Annotated in this window: 30 protein-coding genes; 17 read left to right on the top strand and 13 right to left on the bottom strand. The window is 60.5% G+C overall.

Features of this window, described 5'->3' with window-relative positions; all coding sequences use genetic code 11:
* Window positions 1–21: 21 nt before the first annotated feature.
* The 3 genes from D3P04_RS11020 to D3P04_RS11010 all read left to right on the top strand — a co-directional run bounded on the left by D3P04_RS11020 (window position 22) and on the right by D3P04_RS11010 (window position 2,270).
* A complete protein-coding gene (locus tag D3P04_RS11020) occupies window positions 22–1,314 on the top strand; it encodes an adenylosuccinate synthase (RefSeq protein WP_119748811.1) in 1,293 nt (430 codons plus the stop codon).
* An 81-nt stretch (window positions 1,315–1,395) separates the two neighbouring features.
* Complete coding sequence (locus D3P04_RS11015; RefSeq protein ID WP_119748809.1) at window positions 1,396–1,608, top strand: DUF2842 domain-containing protein; 213 nt, start codon at window positions 1,396–1,398, stop codon at window positions 1,606–1,608.
* Complete coding sequence (locus D3P04_RS11010) at window positions 1,605–2,270, top strand: thiamine diphosphokinase (protein WP_119748807.1); 666 nt, start codon at window positions 1,605–1,607, stop codon at window positions 2,268–2,270. Before D3P04_RS11015 ends, D3P04_RS11010 begins: the two co-directional genes overlap by 4 nt.
* A gap of 110 nt (window positions 2,271–2,380) precedes the next feature.
* Here the strand turns inward: D3P04_RS11010 and D3P04_RS11005 are convergent, their stop codons facing one another.
* Window positions 2,381–2,764: a DUF2147 domain-containing protein gene (locus D3P04_RS11005; RefSeq protein WP_119748805.1), complete on the bottom strand. Its 384-nt coding sequence runs from the start codon at window positions 2,762–2,764 to the stop codon at window positions 2,381–2,383.
* A 138-nt stretch (window positions 2,765–2,902) separates the two neighbouring features.
* Here D3P04_RS11005 and hisA point away from each other — a divergent pair, with 138 nt between their 5' ends.
* The 6 genes from hisA (at window position 2,903) to aat (ending at window position 7,388) form a co-directional block, all read left to right on the top strand.
* On the top strand, window positions 2,903–3,622 hold the full coding sequence (hisA, locus tag D3P04_RS11000; protein WP_119748803.1) for a 1-(5-phosphoribosyl)-5-[(5-phosphoribosylamino)methylideneamino]imidazole-4-carboxamide isomerase: 720 nt from the start codon (window positions 2,903–2,905) through the stop codon (window positions 3,620–3,622).
* A 3-nt stretch (window positions 3,623–3,625) separates the two neighbouring features.
* Window positions 3,626–4,387 (top strand): imidazole glycerol phosphate synthase subunit HisF, encoded by a 762-nt coding sequence (hisF, locus tag D3P04_RS10995; protein ID WP_119748801.1) that lies wholly within the window; start codon window positions 3,626–3,628, stop codon window positions 4,385–4,387.
* Window positions 4,384–4,704, top strand: a complete 321-nt coding sequence (locus tag D3P04_RS10990) for a phosphoribosyl-ATP diphosphatase (RefSeq protein WP_119748799.1) — start codon at window positions 4,384–4,386, stop codon at window positions 4,702–4,704. The genes hisF and D3P04_RS10990 overlap by 4 nt, the downstream gene beginning before the upstream one ends.
* Window positions 4,705–4,894: 190 nt before the next feature.
* Window positions 4,895–5,398 (top strand): acetyl-CoA carboxylase biotin carboxyl carrier protein, encoded by a 504-nt coding sequence (gene accB, locus D3P04_RS10985; RefSeq protein ID WP_119748797.1) that lies wholly within the window; start codon window positions 4,895–4,897, stop codon window positions 5,396–5,398.
* Between the two features lie 7 nt (window positions 5,399–5,405).
* The gene (accC, locus tag D3P04_RS10980; protein ID WP_119748795.1) at window positions 5,406–6,752 is read left to right on the top strand and encodes an acetyl-CoA carboxylase biotin carboxylase subunit; all 1,347 of its coding nucleotides are present in this window, start codon (window positions 5,406–5,408) and stop codon (window positions 6,750–6,752) included.
* A gap of 6 nt (window positions 6,753–6,758) precedes the next feature.
* Complete coding sequence (aat, locus tag D3P04_RS10975) at window positions 6,759–7,388, top strand: leucyl/phenylalanyl-tRNA--protein transferase (RefSeq protein WP_119748794.1); 630 nt, start codon at window positions 6,759–6,761, stop codon at window positions 7,386–7,388.
* On the opposite strand, the gene D3P04_RS10970 is transcribed toward aat, so the two are convergent.
* From D3P04_RS10970 to D3P04_RS10955, 4 genes are all read right to left on the bottom strand, one after another.
* Entirely contained in the window at window positions 7,355–7,777 is a 423-nt protein-coding gene (locus tag D3P04_RS10970) for a DUF2155 domain-containing protein (protein WP_119748792.1), read from the bottom strand. The two genes, aat and D3P04_RS10970, sit on opposite strands and share 34 nt — an antisense overlap.
* Window positions 7,778–8,152 (bottom strand): NADH:ubiquinone oxidoreductase subunit NDUFA12, encoded by a 375-nt coding sequence (locus D3P04_RS10965; RefSeq protein WP_119748790.1) that lies wholly within the window; start codon window positions 8,150–8,152, stop codon window positions 7,778–7,780.
* A 175-nt stretch (window positions 8,153–8,327) separates the two neighbouring features.
* Window positions 8,328–9,593 carry an ATP-dependent Clp protease ATP-binding subunit ClpX gene (gene clpX / locus D3P04_RS10960; RefSeq protein ID WP_119748788.1) on the bottom strand — a complete coding sequence of 422 codons (1,266 nt, stop codon included), beginning with the start codon at window positions 9,591–9,593 and terminating at the stop codon, window positions 8,328–8,330.
* A 164-nt stretch (window positions 9,594–9,757) separates the two neighbouring features.
* The gene (locus D3P04_RS10955; protein WP_119748786.1) at window positions 9,758–10,390 is read right to left on the bottom strand and encodes an ATP-dependent Clp protease proteolytic subunit; all 633 of its coding nucleotides are present in this window, start codon (window positions 10,388–10,390) and stop codon (window positions 9,758–9,760) included.
* Between the two features lie 165 nt (window positions 10,391–10,555).
* On the opposite strand from D3P04_RS10955, the gene pth reads away from it, so the two are divergent.
* The 4 genes from pth (at window position 10,556) to D3P04_RS10935 (ending at window position 13,250) form a co-directional block, all read left to right on the top strand.
* Window positions 10,556–11,257 carry an aminoacyl-tRNA hydrolase gene (gene pth / locus D3P04_RS10950; RefSeq protein ID WP_119748784.1) on the top strand — a complete coding sequence of 234 codons (702 nt, stop codon included), beginning with the start codon at window positions 10,556–10,558 and terminating at the stop codon, window positions 11,255–11,257.
* A 90-nt stretch (window positions 11,258–11,347) separates the two neighbouring features.
* Entirely contained in the window at window positions 11,348–11,722 is a 375-nt protein-coding gene (locus D3P04_RS10945) for a DUF2237 family protein (RefSeq protein ID WP_119748782.1), read from the top strand.
* Window positions 11,700–12,338: a DUF4893 domain-containing protein gene (locus tag D3P04_RS10940; RefSeq protein ID WP_182912813.1), complete on the top strand. Its 639-nt coding sequence runs from the start codon at window positions 11,700–11,702 to the stop codon at window positions 12,336–12,338. The genes D3P04_RS10945 and D3P04_RS10940 overlap by 23 nt, the downstream gene beginning before the upstream one ends.
* A 132-nt stretch (window positions 12,339–12,470) precedes the next feature.
* Entirely contained in the window at window positions 12,471–13,250 is a 780-nt protein-coding gene (locus D3P04_RS10935) for a hypothetical protein (RefSeq protein WP_119748778.1), read from the top strand.
* Window positions 13,251–13,418: 168 nt separating this feature from the next.
* On the opposite strand, the gene trpB is transcribed toward D3P04_RS10935, so the two are convergent.
* The 7 genes from trpB to ychF all read right to left on the bottom strand — a co-directional run bounded on the left by trpB (window position 13,419) and on the right by ychF (window position 18,780).
* A complete protein-coding gene (gene trpB / locus D3P04_RS10930) occupies window positions 13,419–14,645 on the bottom strand; it encodes a tryptophan synthase subunit beta (RefSeq protein ID WP_119748776.1) in 1,227 nt (408 codons plus the stop codon).
* A gap of 46 nt (window positions 14,646–14,691) precedes the next feature.
* Complete coding sequence (locus tag D3P04_RS10925) at window positions 14,692–15,135, bottom strand: GNAT family N-acetyltransferase (RefSeq protein WP_119748774.1); 444 nt, start codon at window positions 15,133–15,135, stop codon at window positions 14,692–14,694.
* Window positions 15,136–15,139: 4 nt separating this feature from the next.
* The gene (locus tag D3P04_RS10920) at window positions 15,140–15,775 is read right to left on the bottom strand and encodes a phosphoribosylanthranilate isomerase (protein ID WP_119748772.1); all 636 of its coding nucleotides are present in this window, start codon (window positions 15,773–15,775) and stop codon (window positions 15,140–15,142) included.
* Between the two features lie 6 nt (window positions 15,776–15,781).
* Complete coding sequence (locus D3P04_RS10915) at window positions 15,782–16,213, bottom strand: LapA family protein (RefSeq protein WP_119748770.1); 432 nt, start codon at window positions 16,211–16,213, stop codon at window positions 15,782–15,784.
* 62 nt (window positions 16,214–16,275) lie between these two features.
* Window positions 16,276–16,572 carry an integration host factor subunit beta gene (gene ihfB / locus D3P04_RS10910; protein ID WP_269902627.1) on the bottom strand — a complete coding sequence of 99 codons (297 nt, stop codon included), beginning with the start codon at window positions 16,570–16,572 and terminating at the stop codon, window positions 16,276–16,278.
* A 162-nt stretch (window positions 16,573–16,734) separates the two neighbouring features.
* Window positions 16,735–17,538, bottom strand: a complete 804-nt coding sequence (locus D3P04_RS10905; RefSeq protein ID WP_119748766.1) for a GNAT family N-acetyltransferase — start codon at window positions 17,536–17,538, stop codon at window positions 16,735–16,737.
* A gap of 144 nt (window positions 17,539–17,682) precedes the next feature.
* Window positions 17,683–18,780, bottom strand: coding sequence for a redox-regulated ATPase YchF (gene ychF, locus D3P04_RS10900; protein ID WP_119748764.1), 1,098 nt, complete (start codon window positions 18,778–18,780; stop codon window positions 17,683–17,685).
* A 78-nt stretch (window positions 18,781–18,858) separates the two neighbouring features.
* Between ychF and D3P04_RS10895 the strand changes: the two genes are divergently transcribed.
* The 4 genes from D3P04_RS10895 (at window position 18,859) to D3P04_RS10880 (ending at window position 21,352) form a co-directional block, all read left to right on the top strand.
* Window positions 18,859–19,278: a VOC family protein gene (locus tag D3P04_RS10895; protein WP_182912812.1), complete on the top strand. Its 420-nt coding sequence runs from the start codon at window positions 18,859–18,861 to the stop codon at window positions 19,276–19,278.
* A gap of 198 nt (window positions 19,279–19,476) precedes the next feature.
* Window positions 19,477–20,274 carry a tryptophan synthase subunit alpha gene (gene trpA / locus D3P04_RS10890; protein ID WP_119748760.1) on the top strand — a complete coding sequence of 266 codons (798 nt, stop codon included), beginning with the start codon at window positions 19,477–19,479 and terminating at the stop codon, window positions 20,272–20,274.
* A 5-nt stretch (window positions 20,275–20,279) separates the two neighbouring features.
* Window positions 20,280–20,855: a VOC family protein gene (locus D3P04_RS10885; protein WP_119748758.1), complete on the top strand. Its 576-nt coding sequence runs from the start codon at window positions 20,280–20,282 to the stop codon at window positions 20,853–20,855.
* Entirely contained in the window at window positions 20,852–21,352 is a 501-nt protein-coding gene (locus D3P04_RS10880; protein ID WP_182912811.1) for a GNAT family N-acetyltransferase, read from the top strand. The genes D3P04_RS10885 and D3P04_RS10880 overlap by 4 nt, the downstream gene beginning before the upstream one ends.
* Window positions 21,353–21,959: 607 nt before the next feature.
* Here the strand turns inward: D3P04_RS10880 and D3P04_RS10870 are convergent.
* Window positions 21,960–22,562 carry a pyridoxamine 5'-phosphate oxidase family protein gene (locus D3P04_RS10870; RefSeq protein ID WP_119748752.1) on the bottom strand — a complete coding sequence of 201 codons (603 nt, stop codon included), beginning with the start codon at window positions 22,560–22,562 and terminating at the stop codon, window positions 21,960–21,962.
* Window positions 22,563–22,722 lie beyond the last annotated feature (160 nt).

The raw sequence follows: 22,722 nt of genomic DNA, 5'->3' as shown, positions 1-22,722 counted from the left end.
GGGTAATGGAAGGACCTGCTCATGGCCAATGTGGTGGTTGTCGGCGCTCAGTGGGGTGACGAGGGCAAGGGCAAGATCGTCGACTGGCTCAGCGAACGAGCCGATGTGATCGCGCGGTTTCAGGGCGGTCATAACGCCGGGCACACGCTGGTCATCGGCAACACGGTTTTCAAACTCTCTCTGCTGCCTTCCGGCATCGTGCGCGAAGGCAAGCTGGCGGTCATCGGCAATGGCGTCGTACTGGACCCCTGGGCATTGTTCAGCGAGATCGACAAGATTTCCGCGCAGGGCGTCTCCATCTCGACCGAAAACCTGATGATCGCCGAGAATGTTCCGCTGATCCTGCCGCTTCATCAGGATCTGGACCAGCTTCGGGAAGCGGCTGCGGGCAAGGCCAAGATCGGCACGACCGGTCGCGGTATCGGCCCCGCCTATGAGGACAAGGTGGGCCGCCGGGCCATCCGCCTTGCCGATCTGGGTGATGAAGAAACGCTGGACGCCCGGCTTGACCGCCTGCTGGCGCATCACGATGCGCTGCGGCAGGGATTGGGCGCAGAGCCGATCGATCGGGCCGAACTCAAGGCGAAACTTCAGGAGATTGCGCCAAGACTGCTAGCCTATGCACAGCCGGTCTGGAAAGTCATGGCAGAGGCCAGGAAATCCGGCAAGCGCATCCTGTTCGAGGGCGCTCAGGGTTCACTTCTGGATATCGATTTCGGCACCTACCCTTATGTCACCAGTTCCACGACCATGTCGGGCATGGCGGCTACCGGTACCGGGATGGGCCCCGGGGCCGTGGATTTCGTGCTGGGCATCGTCAAGGCCTACACGACCCGTGTCGGCGAAGGCCCCTTCCCGACCGAGCTTCATGATGAGGACGGCCAACGACTGGGCGAACGCGGCCACGAATTCGGCACCGTTACCGGACGCCAGCGCCGCTGCGGCTGGTTCGATGCGGTGCTGGTCCGCCAGACCTGCGCCATATCAGGCGTAAGCGGCATTGCCCTGACCAAGCTTGATGTGCTGGATGGTTTCAAAAAGCTGAAAATCTGCGTGGGATACGAGATCGACGGACAGCATTATGACTACCTGCCGACGGCTGCCGCGCTGCAATCCAGAGTGACGCCGGTTTACGAGGAAATGGACGGCTGGCAGGGCTCTACCTCGGGCGCGCGAAGCTGGGCGGATCTTCCGGCAGAGGCGATCAAATATGTGCGCCGCGTCGAAGAGCTGATTCAATGTCCCGTCGCCCTTCTGTCCACCAGCCCCGAGCGCGACGACACGATTCTGGTGACTGATCCTTTCTCGGATTAATAGTGGTTTCGTGGAAAGCGGTGTCACTGCCGGAATCGCGTCGACGGATCACCCGAAACATTGAACCGGGAAGCTGAGACAATGGATTTGAAGACTCGGAAACGCCTCTCGATTCTGGTGCTTGTGCTGGGTCTTCCGGCGTATATCATTGTGGCTGTCACGCTGACGAACTGGATGGATGCGACCTGGGGACGGCAGCCGATCTGGATCGAACTCCTGGTCTATGTCCTTCTGGGCATCATCTGGATCATGCCGTTCAAACGCCTGTTCACCGGCATAGGCAGGGACGAATGAACCCGCCGCTGGTCATCAGCGACAGCGGCGTGACCGTCATCGGAGGAGGAGAGGTGCGCCCGGTCGAACTGATGACCGCGCTCAGTATCGCTCCGACCATCGTGGCCGCCGATGGCGGGGCGGATCGGGCCCTGTCTCTCGGGCAGGCTCCGGATTGGGTGATCGGCGATCTGGACAGTATCAGCGATGCCGCAAGAGACATCATCCCGGCCGAACGAATCGTCCATGTCGCCGAACAGGACAGCACCGATTTCACCAAATGCCTGAAGCGGATACAGGCGCCTTTCGCACTTGCGGTCGGCTTCTCGGGCCTGAGGCTGGATCATACTTTGGCCGCGTTGACCACGCTTGTCACGTGCAACCCGCCAGTGCCGATTATGCTGACCGCCGAAGATATCGTGTTCCGGGCGCCATCACGGCTGACCCTGCCGCTGATGCCGGGCACGCGGGTTTCACTGTATCCGATGGGCCCGGCGCGCGGGGTCAGCACCGGGCTGGAATGGCCCATCGACGGAATCGAATTCACGCCGGGCCTGCGGGTCGGTACGTCGAACCGCGCGCACGGTCTGGTGACATTGAAGATCGAAGGGCCGATGCTGATCATCCTGCCGCGCGATACGCTGTCATCCGTTCTGACGGCATTGGGGTTGCCCAAAGGATAGCATCGACGGACCAAGTGCCGCAGCTCTCCCCGCCCGTTTGCCGAAATCCCGGATATGCGCCAACAAACACCGGAACATGCCCGCTTGAATCCGGGCATCCCACGGTTGACTTACTGGATCCGCACCCAGGTCTGGCTTTTGCACAACAGACCGCCGGCGACACAGCCAGACAAGCTCATCTGATCACCGGAAATCTTGGCCTTGCCCATATAAATCTTGTTATTCGCAGGACGCCAGATCCTGCCCTCGTAATTATCGCCGCCCTGCGCGGCCATATCGATCACGATCTGCCGGCCGATATTGGGCGATTGATATTCGGTCTTGTCCTTGAACGTCCGGCTGATCGTGCCGCAAAAAGCCTGACCGCAAGGTGCGATGGTGACATGGGCGAAAGCGCCCTCATCGGGCTGGGTCTGCCAGACACCTTCGATCGGGTCGGCGCTCGCGGCACCCGCGCTTAGCAGGAATGCCGCGCTAAAGAACAATTTTCTCATGATCATTCCTCCTCGGAACATAAACCGCAGTTTGTGCCTCAAAATACGCTTATGGCAAGCATGACGTCAGGTGAAACCCTTTCCCTTTCGACGGCAAGATGGCAAAGGAAAGCCAGCGAGACGAATGAGAGAGCCGAGATGATCCTTTACCCCGCCATCGATCTGAAAGACGGAAACTGCGTACGCCTGCTGCGTGGCGACATGGACGCGGCGACCGTATTCGGCACCGACCCGGCAGCGCAGGCGCGCGCCTTTCAGGATGCGGGCGCGGAATGGCTGCATCTGGTCGACCTGAACGGCGCATTCGAGGGCAAACCGGTTAACGCAGCAGCGGTCGAGGCGATTCTTGCGGCGGTCGATATTCCGGCACAGCTTGGCGGCGGGATCCGCGACATGGCCACCATCGAAAACTGGCTTGAACGCGGATTGAACCGGATCATCCTTGGAACGGTAGCGGTCGAGAACCCTGCCCTGGTGCGCGAAGCCGCCGAGGCATTCCCGGGCCGGATCGCGGTGGGAATCGATGCCCGTGCGGGCCGGGTCGCAACCCGGGGATGGGCAACCGAAACCGACGTGAAAGCCGCCGATCTCGCCCGCCAGTTCGAGGATGCGGGCGTGGCCGCGATCATCTATACCGATATTGATCGTGACGGCGCCATGCAGGGACCGAACATCCCCGCGACCGAGGCGCTTGCGCGGGCCGTACATATCCCTGTCATTGCCTCGGGCGGGGTGTCGAAGCTGGACGATCTGAAATTACTTGCCGAGACCCGGATCATCGCCGGGGCAATCTCGGGGCGGGCGCTGTATGACGGAGCGCTTGATCTGGGCGAAGCCCTGGCCGCCCTGAAAGGATAGCCGATGCTCAAGACCCGGATCATCCCCTGTCTCGATGTCGCCGACGGCCGCGTGGTGAAAGGCGTGAATTTCATCGATCTGCGGGATGCCGGAGATCCGGTCGAAGCGGCGCGCGCCTATGACGCGGCCGGAGCGGACGAGATTTGCTTTCTGGACATTCACGCCACGCATGAAAACCGCGGCACCATGTTCGATCTTGTCACCCGAACGGCAGAACAGTGCTTTGTGCCCCTGACCGTCGGCGGCGGCGTCCGCACACCGGGCGATGTGCGCGACCTGCTGTTGGCCGGCGCGGACAAGGTCAGCTTCAACTCCGCCGCCGTGGCCAACCCCGATGTCGTGGCGGAAGCCGCAGATCGTTTCGGCAGCCAATGCATCGTCACGGCCATTGACGCCAAGACCGTCGCGCCGGGCCGATGGGAGATCTTCACCCATGGCGGCCGCAAGCCCACCGGCATCGACGCCGTCGAATTCGCCCTTAAAGTCGAGGCGAAAGGCGCGGGAGAGATCCTGCTGACCAGCATGGATCGCGACGGTACCCGTTCGGGCTTCAACCTGCCCCTGACCCGGGCCATCGCGGATGCGGTGAATATCCCGGTCATCGCTTCGGGCGGGGTCGGCACGCTGGATCATCTGGTCGAGGGCGTCACCGAAGGCCATGCAAGCGCCGTTCTGGCCGCCTCGATCTTCCATTTCGGCACCTATACGATTGCCGAAGCCAAGGCACATATGGCCGCCGCAGGTATCCCGATGAGGCTGACATGACCCGTCCACTCGACCGCCTTGCCGCAACGATCGCGACCCGCAAAGCCGCCGATCCCGATAGCAGCTGGACCGCGAAACTGCTGGCCAACGGCCCCGAGAAATGCGCCGAGAAATTCGGCGAAGAAGCCGTCGAGGCGATCATTGAAGCCACCAAAGGCGACCGCGAACGGCTGACCTCGGAAGCCGCGGATGTTATCTATCACCTGATGGTGATGCTCGCTTCCCGCGACCTGACACTGGCGGATGTCGAAGCGGAACTGGAACGGCGCGAAGGACGGTCAGGGCTGGAGGAAAAGGCATCGCGGGGAACCAAATGATCCGGAACCGTTGCTATCGCGTTAAGCGTGGACCGGCCCCACAGGATTACGGAATTGGCAGATCACCTCTGCAAGGCGGCGGAAACTTGACCATTTGACGGAAACTCTTCCCCTTGGGCGGGCATGGAGGCTATAAGCGGCCCAATTCAAGCGCCCTTCGGGATGACGCAATCATATTACAGAGGACGGCATGAGCAACGATTCAAACGACGGCAAGCATCACGATGGCGACGTGGCCTTTATCCAGTCGCTGGCCGAATTGCTGAATGCACGGGATCTGGCCGAACTATCGGTCAAACGCGAATATGGCGAACATGACCGGCTTACCGTCAGCCTGTCCAAACATGGCAAGCAGGTCACGGTGCAGGCTGCGCCGGTTCATGCGGCCCCTGCTCCTTCTGCCCCTGCGCCAACCGCAGCCGTCCCGGCACAAGCCGGTGGCGACGATCCCGCCGATCTGCCCGGGGCGGTAACTTCGCCTATGGTCGGCACTGCCTATCTCGCACCGGAGCCCGGCGCAGCGGCATTCGTCCAGATCGGTCAGCAGGTCGAGGAAGGCGACACGCTTCTGATCGTCGAGGCAATGAAAACCATGAATCACATTCCCGCCCCCCGCGCCGGCACCGTGAAACGGATATTGGTCGATGATGGCAGCCCGGTCGAGTTCGGCGCGCCCCTGATGGTCGTCGAGTGAGGCAGGCATGTTCGACAAGCTCCTGATCGCCAATCGCGGCGAGATCGCCCTTCGCGTGATCCGCGCCTGCCGCGAGATGGGCATTGCCTCGGTCGCGGTCCATTCCACTGCCGATGAGGATGCCATGCATGTCCGTATGGCCGACGAATCGGTCTGTATCGGTCCGGCACCATCCTCGGCCAGCTATCTGTCGATGCCCGCCATCATTTCAGCCTGCGAGATTACCGGGGCGCAGGCGATTCATCCCGGTTACGGCTTCCTGTCCGAGAATGCCGGTTTCGTGCAGATGCTGGAGGATCACGGCATCACCTTCATTGGCCCTCGGGCCGAACATATCCGGATCATGGGCGACAAGATCACCGCCAAGGAAACGATGAAGGCGCTTGGCGTGCCCTGCGTACCGGGCAGCGAGGGCGGCGTGGCCGATGTGGATGACGCCAAGCGCGTCGCCGCCGAGATCGGCTATCCGGTCATCATCAAGGCCACGGCAGGCGGCGGCGGGCGCGGAATGAAGGTCGCGCTGGACGAGAACGGGCTGGAAGTTGCGTTCCGCACCGCAAGGACCGAAGCCAAGGCGGCTTTCGGCAATCCAGATGTCTATATCGAGAAATACCTGCAAAAACCGCGCCATATCGAAATTCAGGTCTTTGGCGACGGCAAGGGCCGCGCCGTGCATCTGGGCGAACGCGATTGTTCGCTGCAACGCCGACACCAGAAGGTTCTGGAAGAAGCCCCCGGCCCCGCCATCACCCCCGAACAACGCGCCCGGATCGGCACGACCTGCGCGGATGCAGTGGCCAAGATCGGCTATGCGGGCGCAGGCACGATCGAATTCCTGTTCGAGGATGACGAATTCTATTTCATCGAGATGAACACCCGTCTTCAGGTCGAACATCCCGTGACCGAGGCGATTTTCGGCGTCGATCTGGTTCGTCAGCAAATTCTGGTCGCAGCAGGCGAAGAGATGGAGTTTCAACAGGAAAACCTGTCGATCCGCGGCCATTCCATCGAGGTCCGCATCAATGCCGAGAAGGTGCCGGGTTTCAGCCCTTGCCCCGGCAGGATCAGCCAGTTTCACGCACCGGGCGGCCTGGGCGTCCGGATGGATTCGGCGCTGTATCAGGGCTATTCGATCCCGCCCTATTACGACAGTCTGATCGGGAAGCTGATCGTACATGGCCGTGACCGGCGCGAAGCTTTGGCACGGCTTGATCGTGCCCTTGGCGAATTGATCGTGGATGGGGTCGATACCACCGTGCCGCTGTTCCGTGCGTTACTGCAAGAGCCAGATATCCAGACAGGCAATTACTCGATTCACTGGCTGGAACGCTGGCTGGACCAGAATTTCGGCTGAGCCCCGGTGCTGACGCCCGCGCAATTGCTGTCTGGCTACGCGCGGGGCGTCTTCCCGATGGCGGAACGCGCCGATGATCCGCATCTGCATTGGTTCGACCCACCGGTCCGGGGCGTGCTGCCCGTGGGCAAGATTCACGCCTCCCGTTCACTGCTGCGCGATTTGCGACGCGGGGGATGGTCTGCGCATCTCAACACGGATTTCGACCGGATCGTAGCGGCCTGCGCGGATCGGCGTGAAACATGGATCAACGCACCACTGCGCCGACTCTATCATGATCTGCATCAGGCAGAACACGCACATGCCATTGAAATTCGTTACGAAAATCAATTTGCAGGCGGCATCTTCGGCGTCACCTTAGGCTCGGCATTCTTTGGCGAATCGATGGTTTCAGCCAGAACCAACGGATCGAAAATGGCGCTGCTCTGGACATCGCGCCATCTTGCCCGCTGCGGCTTTACATTATTCGATACGCAATTCCTGACACCGCATCTGGAGCGGATGGGCGGCCGCGACATTCCGCGCCTCGTTTATCGCCAACATCTTGCCAACGCTTTAAGAACAGATGCGAATTTTCGCGCCTGTCCCTTACCGGATTCCGGTCAAATCTGGCAGGAAATCACCCAGACATCATAGCGCGCATCATCAAGCGCCGAAAGCGCCGGGGAAGAGGCGATCATCCAGCCGCTGAACCGCGTCACATTTTCCGACTGATCGATGATGGTAAGCTGCGCATAAGCATCAGAACTCGGGTCATCGGCCGGATACCGGCATTCCCCCAACCGTATCTCCAGCCGTCCCAGCTGAACCGCCTCACCAACCCCTACCGTCAGATCGGTTGTCCGGCCCGATACCTTGTCCAGCCCGCGCAGCAGGGCGGTATTCGCACGTGCGACCTTCTCCTGTATCACCGGGGGAGGAGTATCCTGATCCGACTCCTCAATCTCCTGCGCCAGAAGCGGCAAGGCGGCAAAGCCATATACCACCAGTGCCGTAGCGGCCCGTGTCAGCCGTCTGACAGACATCTATTCCGGCTGCCAGGCATCGTAATCGCGGCGCGCCACCGGCTCGGGACGTTGAAGCGACCCTTCCGGATAATAGGCTTCCTCGGTCCCGGTCATATTCGCCAGATGCGGTTGTTCCCAGGGCTTATGCGGCAAAGGAGCCTCGGTCGGCGGCTCGGCCCAGGTATGATGCAGCCAGCCATGCCATTCGGGGCTGACCCGGCTTGCCTGGGCTTCACCGTTAAAGATCACCCAACGACGGCTGCCATCCCTGTTCTGATAGAACAGATTGCCTTCGCCATCCTCGCCCACCTTGGTTCCGTTACGCCAGGTCCAGAACTGGGTATTGATCGTCTGGCTGTTCCACCAGGTCAGGGCACGAAGCAGAAACGACATGGGCGCAGACCTCATAACTCGGGTTCGTCAATGATATGGCGGAACTCGCCACGAAGATCCAGACCCCGCAGCGTATAATCGGCGGCCCGGCCTTCATCTTCACTCAAATATCCTCGGGGAATCCGACCAAAGGTCGGGTCGGGGGCAGACAGCCCCCGATGCCCAAGCACCCCGCTCATCCGGCCGAGGCACTCTCTTTCTTGTTTTCGGCGTGAATCAGCAAAGGCTTGGCCGATGCATTCTCGACCGCGTCCTCATTCACCACGACCTCCGAAACGCTATCCATGCCAGGCAGGTCGAACATGGTATCCAGAAGAATATCTTCCATGATCGAGCGCAATCCACGCGCGCCGGTCTTGCGCTTGATCGCGCGCTTGGCGATCGCGCTCAGGGCGTCGTCGGTAAAGGTCAGTTGCACGTTTTCCAGATCGAACAGCCGTTGATACTGCTTGACCAAAGCGTTCTTGGGCTTGGTCAGGATGATGATCAGGGCTTCCTCGTCCAGATCGGTCAAGGTCGCGATCACCGGCAGACGACCGACGAATTCCGGAATAAGTCCGAATTTCAGCAAGTCTTCAGGTTCCAGATCCTTGAACAGCTCACCCACGCCGCGGTCGTCGTTTTCCTTGACCTCGGCGCCAAAGCCCATGGCGCTGCCCTTGTTGCGCTGCGAGATGATCCGATCAAGCCCGGCAAATGCGCCACCGCAGATGAACAGGATATTCGTCGTATCCACCTGCAGGAATTCCTGCTGCGGATGTTTGCGGCCACCTTGCGGCGGCACGCTGGCGACCGTGCCCTCCATGATCTTCAAAAGCGCCTGCTGCACCCCCTCGCCCGAGACATCGCGGGTAATCGAAGGATTGTCGGATTTGCGCGTGATCTTGTCGACCTCATCGATATAGACGATGCCGGACTGCGCCCGCTCAACATTGTATTCGCTGGCCTGCAACAGCTTAAGGATAATATTCTCGACATCCTCGCCGACATATCCCGCCTCGGTCAGCGTCGTCGCATCGGCCATGGTGAACGGCACGTCAAGAATGCGTGCCAGCGTCTGCGCCAGCAGCGTCTTGCCGCATCCCGTAGGACCAATCAGCAGGATATTCGACTTCGCCAGCTCGATATCGGATTTTGCGCCGTTATTCAGCCGCTTGTAATGGTTATGCACCGCGACCGACAGGACACGCTTGGCATGTTCCTGACCGATGACGTAATCGTCCAGAACCTGACAGATTTCCTTGGGCGTCGGCACGCCATTATCGGATTTCAGCCCGGTCGACTTGGTTTCCTCGCGGATGATATCCATGCAAAGCTCGACGCATTCATCGCAGATGAATACTGTCGGTCCTGCAATCAGCTTGCGAACCTCATGCTGGCTTTTACCGCAAAAGCTGCAGTAAAGCGTGTTCTTGCTGTCTGAGCCGGACTGGTTAGCCATCGTCCAATTCCTTCAATATAGCCAACGCCCTCCCGACGCGGCTGGCGACGCCGAACCAATTCCGGTCATCGCCATTCAAATCCGCCATCCCGACCCATCGGCCGGGACACAACGCTTTCCCCACATGTTAGGGGTGACGCGCTTCCGTCACAATCCCCCCAGCCTTATTTCTTCTCGGCCTCGGCTTTGCCGCGTGGTTCCAGAACTTCATCGATCAGACCCCAGTCCCGGGCCTCTTCCGGAGCCATGAAACGGTCACGTTCCAATGCTTCTTCGACGTCTTCAAGCGATTTTCCGGTATGCTTCACATAGATTTCATTCAGACGGCGCTTCAGCTTCTCGGTTTCCCGTGCGTGAATCAGGATATCGGTCGCCTGCCCCTGATAGCCGCCCGAGGGCTGATGCACCATGATCCGGCTGTTGGGCAGCGAATAGCGCAGCCCCGGCTCTCCGGCGGCCAGCAGCAGCGATCCCATCGATGCCGCCTGCCCCACGACCAGCGTCGAGACGCGGGGGCGGATATATTGCATGGTGTCGTAGATCGACAGGCCAGAGGTCACCACGCCACCGGGGCTGTTGATATACATGCTGATATCCTTGGACGGATTTTCAGCCTCAAGGAACAGAAGCTGCGCGCAGATCAGCGTGGACATTCCGTCATGCACCGGTCCGGACACGAAAATGATTCGTTCCTTCAGCAGGCGCGAAAAGATATCATAGGCCCGTTCCCCGCGGGACGTCTGCTCCACCACCATGGGAACGAGGGTGTTCATGTAGAATTCTGCCGGATCGCTCATCGTTGTTCCTTGCCTGATAGCCCCATTTCCCACGATTCGACCGGGTATTCCACCCCGTCTTAGCCGCGAAAGGTTGACAGAGTCTTAGTAACGGGCAAGGTCCGCCGCAAGGGATTGAACGAAAATCGGCCGTGACATCTTTGGACCGCACGGCAGGAGACGAGCATGAAACTGATCGTGGGCCTTGGAAATCCGGGCGCGAAATATCGGGATAACCGTCACAATATCGGCTTTATGGCCGTGGATCGCATCGCCGGGGATCACGGGCTGGGGCCGTGGAAATCGCGGTTTCAGGGGCAGACGGCCGAAGGCCGCCTTGGCGATGACAGGGTCCTGCTGCTGAAACCGCAGACCTTCATGAATCTGTCGGGCCAGTCGGTCGGCGAGGCGATGCGCTATCTGAAGCTGACACCCGAAGATATCATCGTCCTGCATGACGAGTTGGATCTTGCTCCCGGGAAATGCCGCCTGAAACAGGGCGGGGGACATGCCGGTCACAACGGCCTGCGCTCGATCCATCAGCATATCGGCCCGGAATATCATCGGGTCCGGCTGGGGATCGGACATCCGGGACACAAGGATCGGGTGGCGCAATATGTGCTGTCCGATTTCGCCAAAGCCGATCAGGACTGGCTGGACGATCTTTTACGGGGCATTTCCGAGGGCGCGGCGGCATTGGCGGCCGGCGATGGCGGCCGGTTTCAGAATGCAGTGGCCAACAGGGTCGCCCCCGCGCGGAATGGCGGAAATCCGGTCGGAACGGCACCACCCCGCGTCGCCCCCGCCAAACCCGATCCGTCCAGGAAACCTGAAGAACCGCTTGGCTTTGCCGATCGTCTGCGGGCGCTGGCGGATCGCTTCAAATGATCCTGCCCGCGGTCATGAGGCTTTGTGAACCATCGGGGCTTGGCGCTGGATAAGGTCCGGGCTAACCTGACACAGGAAAGAGAGGCGCCGATGGAGCCATCGTTGAATGTCCTGGGCGGAGCATTACAGCCCTGCTCGACCAGTCCGATGACCGGGTTTTACCGCGATGGCTGCTGCAATACCGGCGCAGAAGATCGTGGCAGCCACACGGTTTGCGTGATCGTCAATGCCGAATTTCTCGCATTGTCGAAATATCTGGGAAACGATCTCAGCACGCCGCGCCCGGAATTCCATTTTCCCGGCCTGAAGCCGGGGGATCGCTGGTGCCTTTGCGCCGCCCGGTTTCTGCAAGCGGCGCAGGAATTTGCCGCCCCGAAAGTGGTGCTGGAAGCAACCCATGCCCGAGCCACTGAAATTGTTCCCCTGGAGCTCCTGCAAAATCATGCTCTCGATACCCGGACTTAACGCGATAATCGCCACATTTCTATGCAGCCTGACCGCTCTCCCCGCCACGGCACAGGAATCTCCGGCGGATCAGCCCCATCTGGCGGATATGACCGAAATCCGCGCAGATGATGCCAGACGGCTGCAAGAACTGGATGCCAGCGCCGGGGCCGCATTGCGGCAAGCCTTTGCGGGTGGCGCGCCCGAGGATATCGCTGAACTGACCAAAGCGCTTGCGGGGGCACCACTCTCGCCGGAAGATGCCTTGGCCGCCCTGCCCGGCGAATGGTCCTGCAGAACGATCAAACTCGGAAAGAACCTGCCGCTGGTGGTTTATCAGGAATTCCGCTGCCTCGTGTCCGAGAACGGGGAATTCGAAAAACTGAGCGGATCGCAGCGCAGCCGGGGGAAACTGCATCTCGATGGCGAAAGGCTGGTATATCTGGGAACCGGCTTTGTCAGTGGCGAAACTCCTGTGCCCTATGCCGACTTGCCGGAACAGGTCGATACGCAGACGACCCCGCAACTCATGCCGGAAATCGGGGTGGTCGAAATGACCGCGCCGGATCACGCGCGAATCCTGTTTCCCGATCCTTATCTGGAATCGCGGATGGACCTGATCCTGCTGCGCCGCTAAGCCGGCAAAGGCGTGCAGGACAGGTTCTACCGATTCTGGCGGATTTACGCTTGCCGGGCCATCCACAGCCAGAGATCTGAACTTCTCACGCATCAATGCGTTGTGTCGCCGAAGCCAAGAATGGAGGCACACATGCTTAACGATACCAAATGGCTTATCACCACGGCCGGGAAGGCCGCTGTTCTGACTGTCCTGCTGGGCAGCACTACACTCGCACAGGGTTCCACGGATAACGAGGCAATCGTTCCCGAGGCCGCCAAAACCTCCGAGCCCAATGCCGGCGCGGTTCGCGACAGCGAATTCCCTATTCCAGAACAACTGGATAATAACGATGCCGTCATCGATACCCTGATCTCACAGGGGTTCACGGACATTCATATTCTGCGCAAAGCCGCGATCATGACGGTTACCGCCATGCGCGACGGACAGCCGGTGGAACTGGTTTACAACGTCTCGAACGGCACTCTGGTGTCGGTCGACGGGCAGGAACTGAATCCGACAACGGTCGATGAATCGGGAAGCGGCAGCTTGGGCACCTCGACCGCCGATGCCACGGATCCGGCTGAACCCGGCGAGGATGTCGATGACGACGGCACTCCTGATGATGACAGCCCGGATGATGGTACGCCGGATGACGGAGCATCCGATGATGGCACCGGAGACGACGGTAGTTCGGATGACGGCGCTTCTGACGATGGCTCGGCGGATACCGGCGGCGACGATGGCACAAACGACGATGGCTCTTCGGATGACGGGTCGGATTCGGGAGATTCCTCGGATGGCAGTGACAGCGATTCCGGTGATGGCTCTGATTCCGGCAACGGTTCTGATTCGGGTGATGGTTCCGATTCAGGCGGTGGATCGGGTTCAGACGGCGGATCGGATTCGGGCGACAGTTCTGGCGGCGCTTGAAAACCCCATCGATGAACAACCTTGCTCTGCGCCGGCAGGTAAAACCGCCGGCGCCGTTCATAGAGCTTTGAGGATCAGGCTCTGATAGCGCATCATCCTCAAGATCATGCGCGAACCAAATTAACTAGCTTATTTCAATATTTTGACAGGCAAATCACCGAAACAGGATCAGGTCTGGATATCAAAGCCCAGATGCTTGGCAACGGTGAAGATATCCTTGTCACCGCGCCCGCACATATTCATGACAATCAGATGATCGGCGGGCAAATCCGGAGCGATTTTCATTACATGAGCCAGCGCGTGACAGGGTTCGAGCGCCGGAATGATGCCCTCGTTTTCACAGCAGAACTGGAACGCCTCAAGCGCCTCCTTATCGGTGATGCTGACATATTCGGCTCGCCCCACATCCTTGAGCCAGGCATGTTCGGGTCCGATGCCGGGATAATCCAGCCCCGCACTGATCGAGTATCCTTCAAGGATCTGCCCGTCTTCATCCTGCAGCAGATAGGTGCGGTTGCCATGCAGCACACCGGCCCGGCCGCCCGATAACGAGGCGCAATGCTCCATCCGGTCATCGACGCCCTTGCCGCCGGCCTCGACACCGATAATGCCGACGCTTTTGTCATCGAGGAAAGGGAAGAACAATCCCATGGCGTTCGAGCCGCCTCCGATTGCGGCAATGATCGTATCGGGCAGCCTGCCCTCGCGGGACAGGATCTGTTCACGCGCTTCCTTGCCGATGATCGACTGGAAATCGCGGACCATCGCCGGATAGGGATGCGGCCCCGCCACGGTGCCGATGCAATAAAACGTGTCGCGCACATTCGTGACCCAATCGCGCAGCGCATCGTTCATGGCATCCTTGAGCGTGCCACGACCCGAGGTCACCGGCACGACCTCGGCCCCCAAAAGGCGCATGCGGAACACGTTGGGCGCTTGCCGCTCGACGTCATGGGCGCCCATATAGACCACGCATTTCAGCCCGAAACGCGCGCAGACCGTCGCCGTCGCCACGCCATGCTGACCGGCCCCGGTCTCGGCAATGATCCGGGTCTTGCCCATGCGCCGCGCCAGCAGGATCTGGCCCAACACATTGTTGATCTTATGCGCGCCGGTATGGTTCAACTCATCGCGTTTCAGGTAAATCTTTGCCCCGCCCAGACGCGCGGTCAGCCGCTCGGCGAAATAAAGCGGTGAGGGGCGGCCGACATAATGGGTCCAAAGATCGTCCATCTCGGCCCAGAATGCCGAATCCGTCTTGGCGCGCTCATATTCCGCTTCGAGATCGAAGATCAGAGGCATCAGCGTCTCGCTGACGAAACGGCCGCCATAGATACCGAAACGGCCCTGTTCATCGGGTCCGTTCCTGAAGCTGTTCACCAGATCATCGGGCATTGGGTGCGCCTTCGCGGTTGAAAAGGTATTTGGACAAAGAAGAAGCTTAGAGAGGTTTCTTATAACCGATATGGCTGGCCGTGAAGCCCATGCGGTCATAGAATCGATGTGCGTCATTGCGGTCTTTATTCGTGGTGAACTGAAGGAGCGTGCAGCCTGCGTCGCGGGCGCGCCGCCCGGCATCATCGATCATGGCCTCGCCGATCTTCCGGCCACGGCAGGAGGCGGCCACCCGCACAGCTTCGATCTGGGCGCGGCGGGCAGCCGAAAGCGACAGGCCCGAGATGAAGGTCAGCTGATAGCAGGCAACGATCAGATCATCATCTTCACCTACGATCAGATGATTGCTCCCCTCGTCCTGCATGGCGTCGAAAGCGGCAAGGTAGCTTGGAAGCCCGGCGATTTCGCGGTCGCGGCCAAGCATGTCATCCGCCAGCAGCGCAACAACTTCCGGCACATCTTCGCGCCGGGCGAGACGAAACTGGATCATGACATCAACCTTCTGCAGCGGCGATAAAATCGCGGATCAACCCGGCATCCTTCTGCCCGCGCGCCGATTCGACACCGGAGGATACATCGACGCAGGGCGCTTTGGTCAGGCGGACAGCTTCGGCAACGTTTCCGGGCGTAAGGCCGCCGGCCAGCATCCAGGGCTTCAGCCAGTGGCGACCAGCCAGCAGGCGCCAATCAAAGGCCAGCCCGTTCCCGCCCGGCAAAATCGCGTCCCCGGCCGGCTTGGCATCGACCAGCAGCATATCCGCCACCAGACCGTAATCGGTCAGCGCCGACATATCCTCGGGCGTCGCGATCCCGACTGCTTTCATCACCGGCAGACCGAATCGCGATTTGACCTCTGCCACCCGCTGCGGGGACTCGTCGCCATGAAGCTGGATCAGATCCAGCGGCGCCTCGTTCAGCACGGTCTGAAGCAATGCGTCATCGGGATCCACGAACAGGCCGACACGCGCGATCCCGGCGGGCACCTGAGAGGCCAGCTCTGCCGCTTGCACTGCCGAAACGGCGCGCGGAGATTTCGGAAAAAAGACGAATCCAAGATAACGCGCACCCGCATCAAGCGCGACAGCCACATGAGCCTGCTCGCGCAGGCCACATATCTTGACCTGAGCCATCCGGGTCTATCTTGCCGCTGGCAGGGTCGTACCGGTTGCCGGCGAGGCAGCCGGCAGGGCCGGACGGGGCGCCTGAGATGTTCCGCTTTCCTTCGGCCGGTCCACGATCGCAAGAACCTCGTCGCGCGGATTGGCGTGACGGTCACGCAAACTGTCGACTTCCCCTTCCAGCCTGCTTACCTGAGCGCTGCGGTTGCGGACCTCGCGTCGGATGCTGGCTTCGCGCAGATATTCCCACACCAGACCTGCAAGCATGCCAAAGGCCACGGCAACGAAGATCACCAGGAACAGCGGCAGTTCAATCGAGGATTTAACACCCAGGAATGTGCCCAGATTGGCAGGGAACGCGTTCAGCGTGACCATGTCCCGGTTGGCAAGGGCGACTGCCACCAGAACGATGGCGAGCAGAACGATGAACAGCAGGCGAAGAAAGCGCATCTGGAACCTCTTGTCTGGCGCAGGGCTGTCTGCGCCATTCCTTCTTCGCCTTTCTAGAACGATCAGGCGTTGTCGTTCAACCTGTCGCGCAAGAGCTTGCCGGTCTTGAAGAACGGCACATGCTTTTCTTCGACCTCGACGGATTCGCCTGTGCGCGGGTTGCGGCCGGTGCGCGCATCGCGCTTCTTGACCGAAAACGCCCCGAAACCACGCAATTCGACCCGATCGCCCCGCGCCATGGCATCAATGATCTCGTCAAAGACGGTACTGACGATTTTTTCGACATCGCGTCGAAACAAATGCGGGTTTTCGTCTGAGATCTTCTGAATCAGCTCGGACCGGATCATGTTACCTCCCAGAACAGCGGTTATGCCTCACGCGGGGACGCTTGGCAAAGGATTGCGGCCCAATTCATTGGCAGCGCAGGAAAACACATTACCTTATCACTCGATAACAGCCTCATACTAAGCTACAAGCAAAATGTTAACTAATTTTTCCACAGCGATCATCCGTTTGGCTGATTATAGCTGCCCGAAGGCCCGGGCATGCCGGATATTGCTGTGGGGGGCAATCTCGCCATGCGCTTGCAGATATGGCCCGGCATAAGGCGAATTCAGCTCTGCCGAAGCAAATCCGAAGGCTTTGTAATATTCAGGATCCCCCAGCACGACCACCGGAGTCTGACCTGCATGGGAAAGGGCGTGGTGGATCATCGCGGCACCGATCCCGCGGCGCTGCAGCTTCGGATTGACAGCTACCGGGGCAAGCGCAAGACCCGCAATATCCCCTGTCAGCGGAGAAAGCCCCAGATGGCCGACCACCGTTCCTACCGCCTCAGCGACCAGTGAGAATTGCAGATCACCCTGCCCCCGCAACTCGGCAACCAACCGGGCCTCGTCAGAACCGCCGAAAGCCTCGCGCAGCAAGCTGTCGATGCTGTCTATATCCGACGGCTGTTCTTCGCGCAGGACAGGCGAAATCTCGCGCTTTGCGAAATCACGCTCGATCTCGTGGCTTTGCAGGCCCCAGTCGCTGCTGCCGGCGCGTTGCTGATGCGCTGCGAAAGCGTCGGCATCCGCGAATAATTCGGACAGATGCCAGATCATCGGATCCTCATCCTGCCAGATATCGAAACGCAGGCAGCCCGGCTCTGCCCGGCTTAGCCGGACATGTTCCGGCAGCAGCGAAAGCGCCGTCATCATCTGCGCGGTATCATGGCAAATCAGGCGGCCGGTCAAGGCGATCATCGGCCGGGCCAGCGAAATAGCCGCGCCATCCCCGCCCCGGACCGGTTTCGGATGATGATGTCCACAGGCGCAACTCATTCGCGTCTCCAATCCTGCCTTGTCCTGAAAACCCGTCCCTTCTTCACGAGAAGCGCAGCGACGAGCAGGGCAAAGTCCCCTCACAAGGCTATCTGCGGGTCACGCCATCCGCAATCCCATTCCCTTCACGTCATTCCCATCCGCTCAGGCATTGAACAGGAAATGCAGCACATCGCCGTCCTTGACCTCGTAGCTCTTGCCTTCGACGCGCAGTTTTCCGGCTTCTCGTGCGCCAGCTTCGCCATTTCCGGAAATGTAATCATCATAGGCAATGGTTTCGGCCCGGATGAAGCCCTTCTCGAAATCGCCGTGAATGACTGCGGCGGCCTGCGGGGCCAAGGTACCCTTGCGAATCGTCCATGCCCGCGCCTCTTTCGGGCCGACCGTGAAATAGGTCTGCAATCCCAGCAGATCGTAACCGGCCCGGATCAGGCGATCCAGCCCGGCCTCATCCAACCCCATCTCACCCAGGAACATCTGGGCCTCGTCGGCATCGAGCTGGCTGATCTCTTCCTCGATACGGGCCGAGATCACCACATGCCCCGCCCCCTGCTCTGCCGCCATATGTGCGACTTTCGCGGACCATTCATTCCCTGACGCGGCTTCATCCTCGGCCACATTACAGACGTAAAGCACCGGCTTCGCTGTCAGAAGCTGCAACATGTCCCATGCCTTGCGGTCATCTTCCGTCACTTCGACGCTACGGGCGGGCTTGCCGGTTTCAAGCGCAGCAAGCGCCTGTTTCAGAAGACGCTCCTGCGCGACGGCTTCCTTGTCACCGCCCTTCAGCTTGCGAGTCAGGTTGGCCATGCGGCGTTCGATGGATTCCATATCGGCGATCATCAGCTCGGTTTCGATCACCTCGGCATCGCTGAGGGGATCGACCCGGCCCTCGACATGGGTGACGTCTCCGTCTTCGAAACAGCGCAGCACATGGGCGATCGCATCCACCTCGCGGATATTGGCAAGGAACTGGTTCCCCAGCCCCTCGCCCTTGCTGGCGCCCTTCACCAGCCCGGCGATATCAACGAATGTGATCCGCGTCGGGATGATCTGTTTGCTGCCTGCGATACCGGCCAGCTTCTCCAGCCGCGGATCGGGCACGGCGACCTCGCCCACATTCGGCTCGATCGTGCAGAAGGGGAAATTCGCGGCCTGCGCGGCAGCCGTTTTCGTCAGCGCGTTGAACAGCGTGGATTTGCCGACATTCGGCAGCCCCACGATCCCCATGCGAAAGCCCATTTGCTCACTCCTTGAATTTCGCGGATACTTAGGGCGAGGCCCGCCACAAGTCCACCCCGCGGGAGCAAAGGAGGAGTCGTGAATTTCATTCCATATCTGTCCTTTCAGGGCGAATGCCACGAGGCGTTCGAAACCTATGCCCGAGTGTTCGGAGGCGAGTTGCAGATCAACCGTTTCGACGAAATGCCCGAGGCCACCGGAATGCCGGAACTCGAACCCGATCAGGCGGGCTGGATCCTGCATGCCCAACTGACCCTGCCGGACGGCGGCAGATTGCTGGGAAGCGATACCCCCCGGCAATTCGGAGGCGAACGCATGGCCGGATCCTCGATCGCGGTCACACTGCAATCAGAAGCCGAGATCCGCCGCGTCTTCGACGAACTGGCTGAAGGCAGCACGGTCAAGATGGAACCCGGCCCGACCTTCTTCGCCAGTTTCTTTGCCATGCTGACCGATCGTTTCGGGGCAAGCTGGATGCTGGTGGTCGAGGCAGAGTGACAACAGCCCATCTGCCCGAATAGTCGGAGGCAATGCGCGTTTGCGACCAGCGGGCCTGCTGATCGGCATGCGGTTTCCGGCGAACGGAACGGCTGTCCGACGAAAGGAGCCTGCACCCTGCGCGCCCGCAGACTGACTCTCATTGCGCAGCCCGCCCATGTTGGCTAGTTCTGAGCCGAAGGATTGCAGGGACCCGAGATGACCAGAATCGACAACACATTCGCGCAGCTTCAGGCTCAAGGCAAAAAAGCCTTCGTGACCTATATCATGGCGTCGGATCCGGATGACGCGACTGCGCTTGAAATCATGCGCGGCCTGCCGGGAGCCGGTGTGGACATTATCGAACTGGGCATGCCCTTCACCGATCCAATGGCCGACGGCGCCACCATCCAGGCTGCGGGACAGCGGGCACTCGCGGCGGGTGGCAGCGTCAGTCGCACGCTGGACATGCTGCACGAGTTCCGCAAACAGGATGACAAAACGCCTGTCGTGCTGATGGGTTATTACAACCCGATCTATGCCCGTCCCGGCGGGGTGGAGCGGTTCCTGTCCGACGCGAAAGACGCCGGCGTCGATGGGCTGATCATCGTCGATCTGCCGCCCGAAGAGGATGACGAACTCTGCCTGCCTGCCACACGCGCCGGGCTGAACTTCATCCGCCTTGCCACGCCCACCACCGACGACAGGCGCCTGCCGGCCGTGATCCGCAATACCAGCGGTTTCGTCTACTATGTCAGCGTCACGGGCATCACCGGCGGTCCCGCGGCCAATGCCGCCGAAGTCGCGCCGGAAGTCGCCCGGATCAAGGCAGCGGCCAATCTGCCGGTGGTGGTGGGCTTCGGCATCTCGACTCCCGAAGCCGCCGAAAACGTCGCCTCGGTCGCCGATGGCTGCGTCGTCGGCAGCGCCATCGTCAAACTGATCGGCGAAGGCCGCCCGGTACCCGAGATCCTTGATTTCGTGCGCGATCTGGCGGCAGGGGCGCATCGCGGCTGAACGCCATGCTCGAATTCGATCATATCGCCATCGCCGCGCGCAATCTGGAAGAAGGCGCCGCATGGCTTCGGGACCGGCTTGGCGCGGTGTTGCAGGCTGGTGGCAAACATCCGCAGCTTGGCACGCATAACATGCTGCTGTCGCTTGGCACCCGCGAATATCTTGAACTGATCGCCATGGATCCGGATTCCGGCCCCATAACGGGACCCGGCTGGTTCGGGCTGAAAGATTTTGACGCCCCACCATGCATCGCCGGCTGGGTTCTGCGCCAGTCTCCGCTTGAAGCTGTGACGGCAACCACTGTCGCCGAAGTCAACCGTGGTGATCTGCGCTGGCGAATCACTCTGCCGAAATCCGGGCAGATGCCCGGCGGCGGCACAATTCCCATGCGGATCGACTGGGGCAACGGACCGCATCCCGCAGACCGCCTGCCCGATCACGGGTTTCGTCTGACCGGGCTGAAGGTGCAATGCCCCGAAAGGCTGGTCTTGCCGCTGAGCGATCCCCGCATCCGGGTTTCGGTCGGAGCACCGGGCTTCACGGCCCGCATCGCCACGCTTCGCGGCGAGGTGGTTCTGTGATCCGGTTGCGCGATGCCGGACCCGGTGACGCCCCGGCCATCGCGGCAATCTGGAACCCGATCATCCGCGACACCGCCATCACTTTCTGGCCACAGCAACGCAGCGAATCCGAAATCGCCGCCATCATCCACGACCGGCGGAAGGCAGGCCATCCCTTCCTTCTGTCATTGAGTGATGAGGGCGATGTGACCGGCTTTGCCTCTTACAGCCAGTTCCGCGCAGGGGGTGGTTATGCAAGAAGCATGGAGCATTCCATAAACCTGCATCCACAGGCCCGGGGGAGCGGCAGCGCCAAACTGCTGCTGGATGCGCTCGAGGATCATGCCCGTGCAGCAGGGCATCGGCTGATGATCGGGGGCATCACCGCCAGCAACGTGATCTCGATCCGCTTTCATGACCGGATGGGTTACAGTGAATGGGGGCGTATCCCGGCAGCGGGCTGGAAATTCGGACAATTTCACGATCTGGTTTTCATGGGCAAGGATCTGACCATCTGAAACCCTGCTGAACTGGTGCGCAATCGCTACAGTGAAAAATCATCCTCTCACGCAGCCGTGAACTCTTGAAATCCACGTCACTTTGTGACATTCGATATTTCTACCCATTGTCAGGAACGACGAAAGGAGGGGTGATCATGCCAATATACCGCTTTGCACATGCCCTTCCCGTGATGGCTGACCGGTTCATCAACCGACAAGCCTGATTCGTTCCCGCAAGGGTAGATCCCGAACTGACATGATCTGACTCACCGCGTTTTTCGCGACCATTTGTCATGTCTTTTTCTCAACAACCCTAAACAGATATGCCCTGTGCCTTCGCCTGGGCGAACAAGGAGATCGCAATGATTGCGCAACTTCCCGCGCGCGTGCTGACGCCGCGCCCGACCATTGAGCGCCTGATTCATCATTATGGTGCGATGCCGGTCTTATGGGCCACGATCCGGGCCTTGCTGATGCCACGGAGGAGACGGCCGCGGCCACCTGATACAGATCATCTCGGCCCTCATCTGCGGCGTGACATCGGGCTTCCCCCGACGCTGCCACATGCACCGAAATACTACGATCTGAGATAATGCCACAGGAAGGCGCGCGGTCCCTGCGCGCCTTACCACATGGTCTTTGCGGCACGTTCCGGCCATTCGGCATCGTACCTGTCGCCGCCAACCTCGCCCCCGGTCATGTTCGCCAGGATCTGCCCGGGTGTCGGCAGCCCCTTGCTGTCATCGCGATCTTCCCACAGGCCCGAGCGGATCACGGCCCTTGCGCATTGGAAATAGATCTCGCCGATCTGCACCACGATCACGGTGCGGGGCAATTTCCCGTTATGCGCAAAGCTCTGGCGCAGTTCGGCATCATCGGTCAGCCGCGCCGTACCGTTCACCCGGATCGCATTGCCCGAGCCGCGCACAAGGAACATCAGGCTCACCCGTCCGTCACGGGCGATATTGCGCAGCGAATCGATCCGGTCATTTCCGCGCCAGTCGGGCAAGGCCAGATATTTCTCATCCAGCGCCCGCACCACCGGCCCATCATCGCCGCGCGGGCTGCCATCCGTACCCTCTGGCCCGACCGTCCCCAGCACGCAGAAGCGCGCGGCCTCGATGAAACGCGCATATTCCGGGGTCAGCCGGTCCGCCACCTTCCGCAACGACGCCGGTCCCGGTGTACCGTAAATCGTCGCCAGATCATCTTCCTTCAGCCAGTTCATGCCCTGATCTCCGATAGCTGGAATCCCGCTTCCTGCATCAACCGGTCGGAATTCTCTTCAATCTGCTCGGACAGTTCCGACATGAAGGCCTCGGACGGCAATTGCGGATCGATCGGCGGCAGGAATTCCACCACCGCCCGCCCGGGCCGCACCCCCCAGC

This window comes from Paracoccus onubensis (assembly GCF_003591515.1).
Lineage (GTDB): Bacteria > Pseudomonadota > Alphaproteobacteria > Rhodobacterales > Rhodobacteraceae > Paracoccus > Paracoccus onubensis.
The sequence above is the reverse complement of the archived record's forward strand: the minus strand, read 5'-3'. Positions and strand labels throughout refer to the sequence as shown.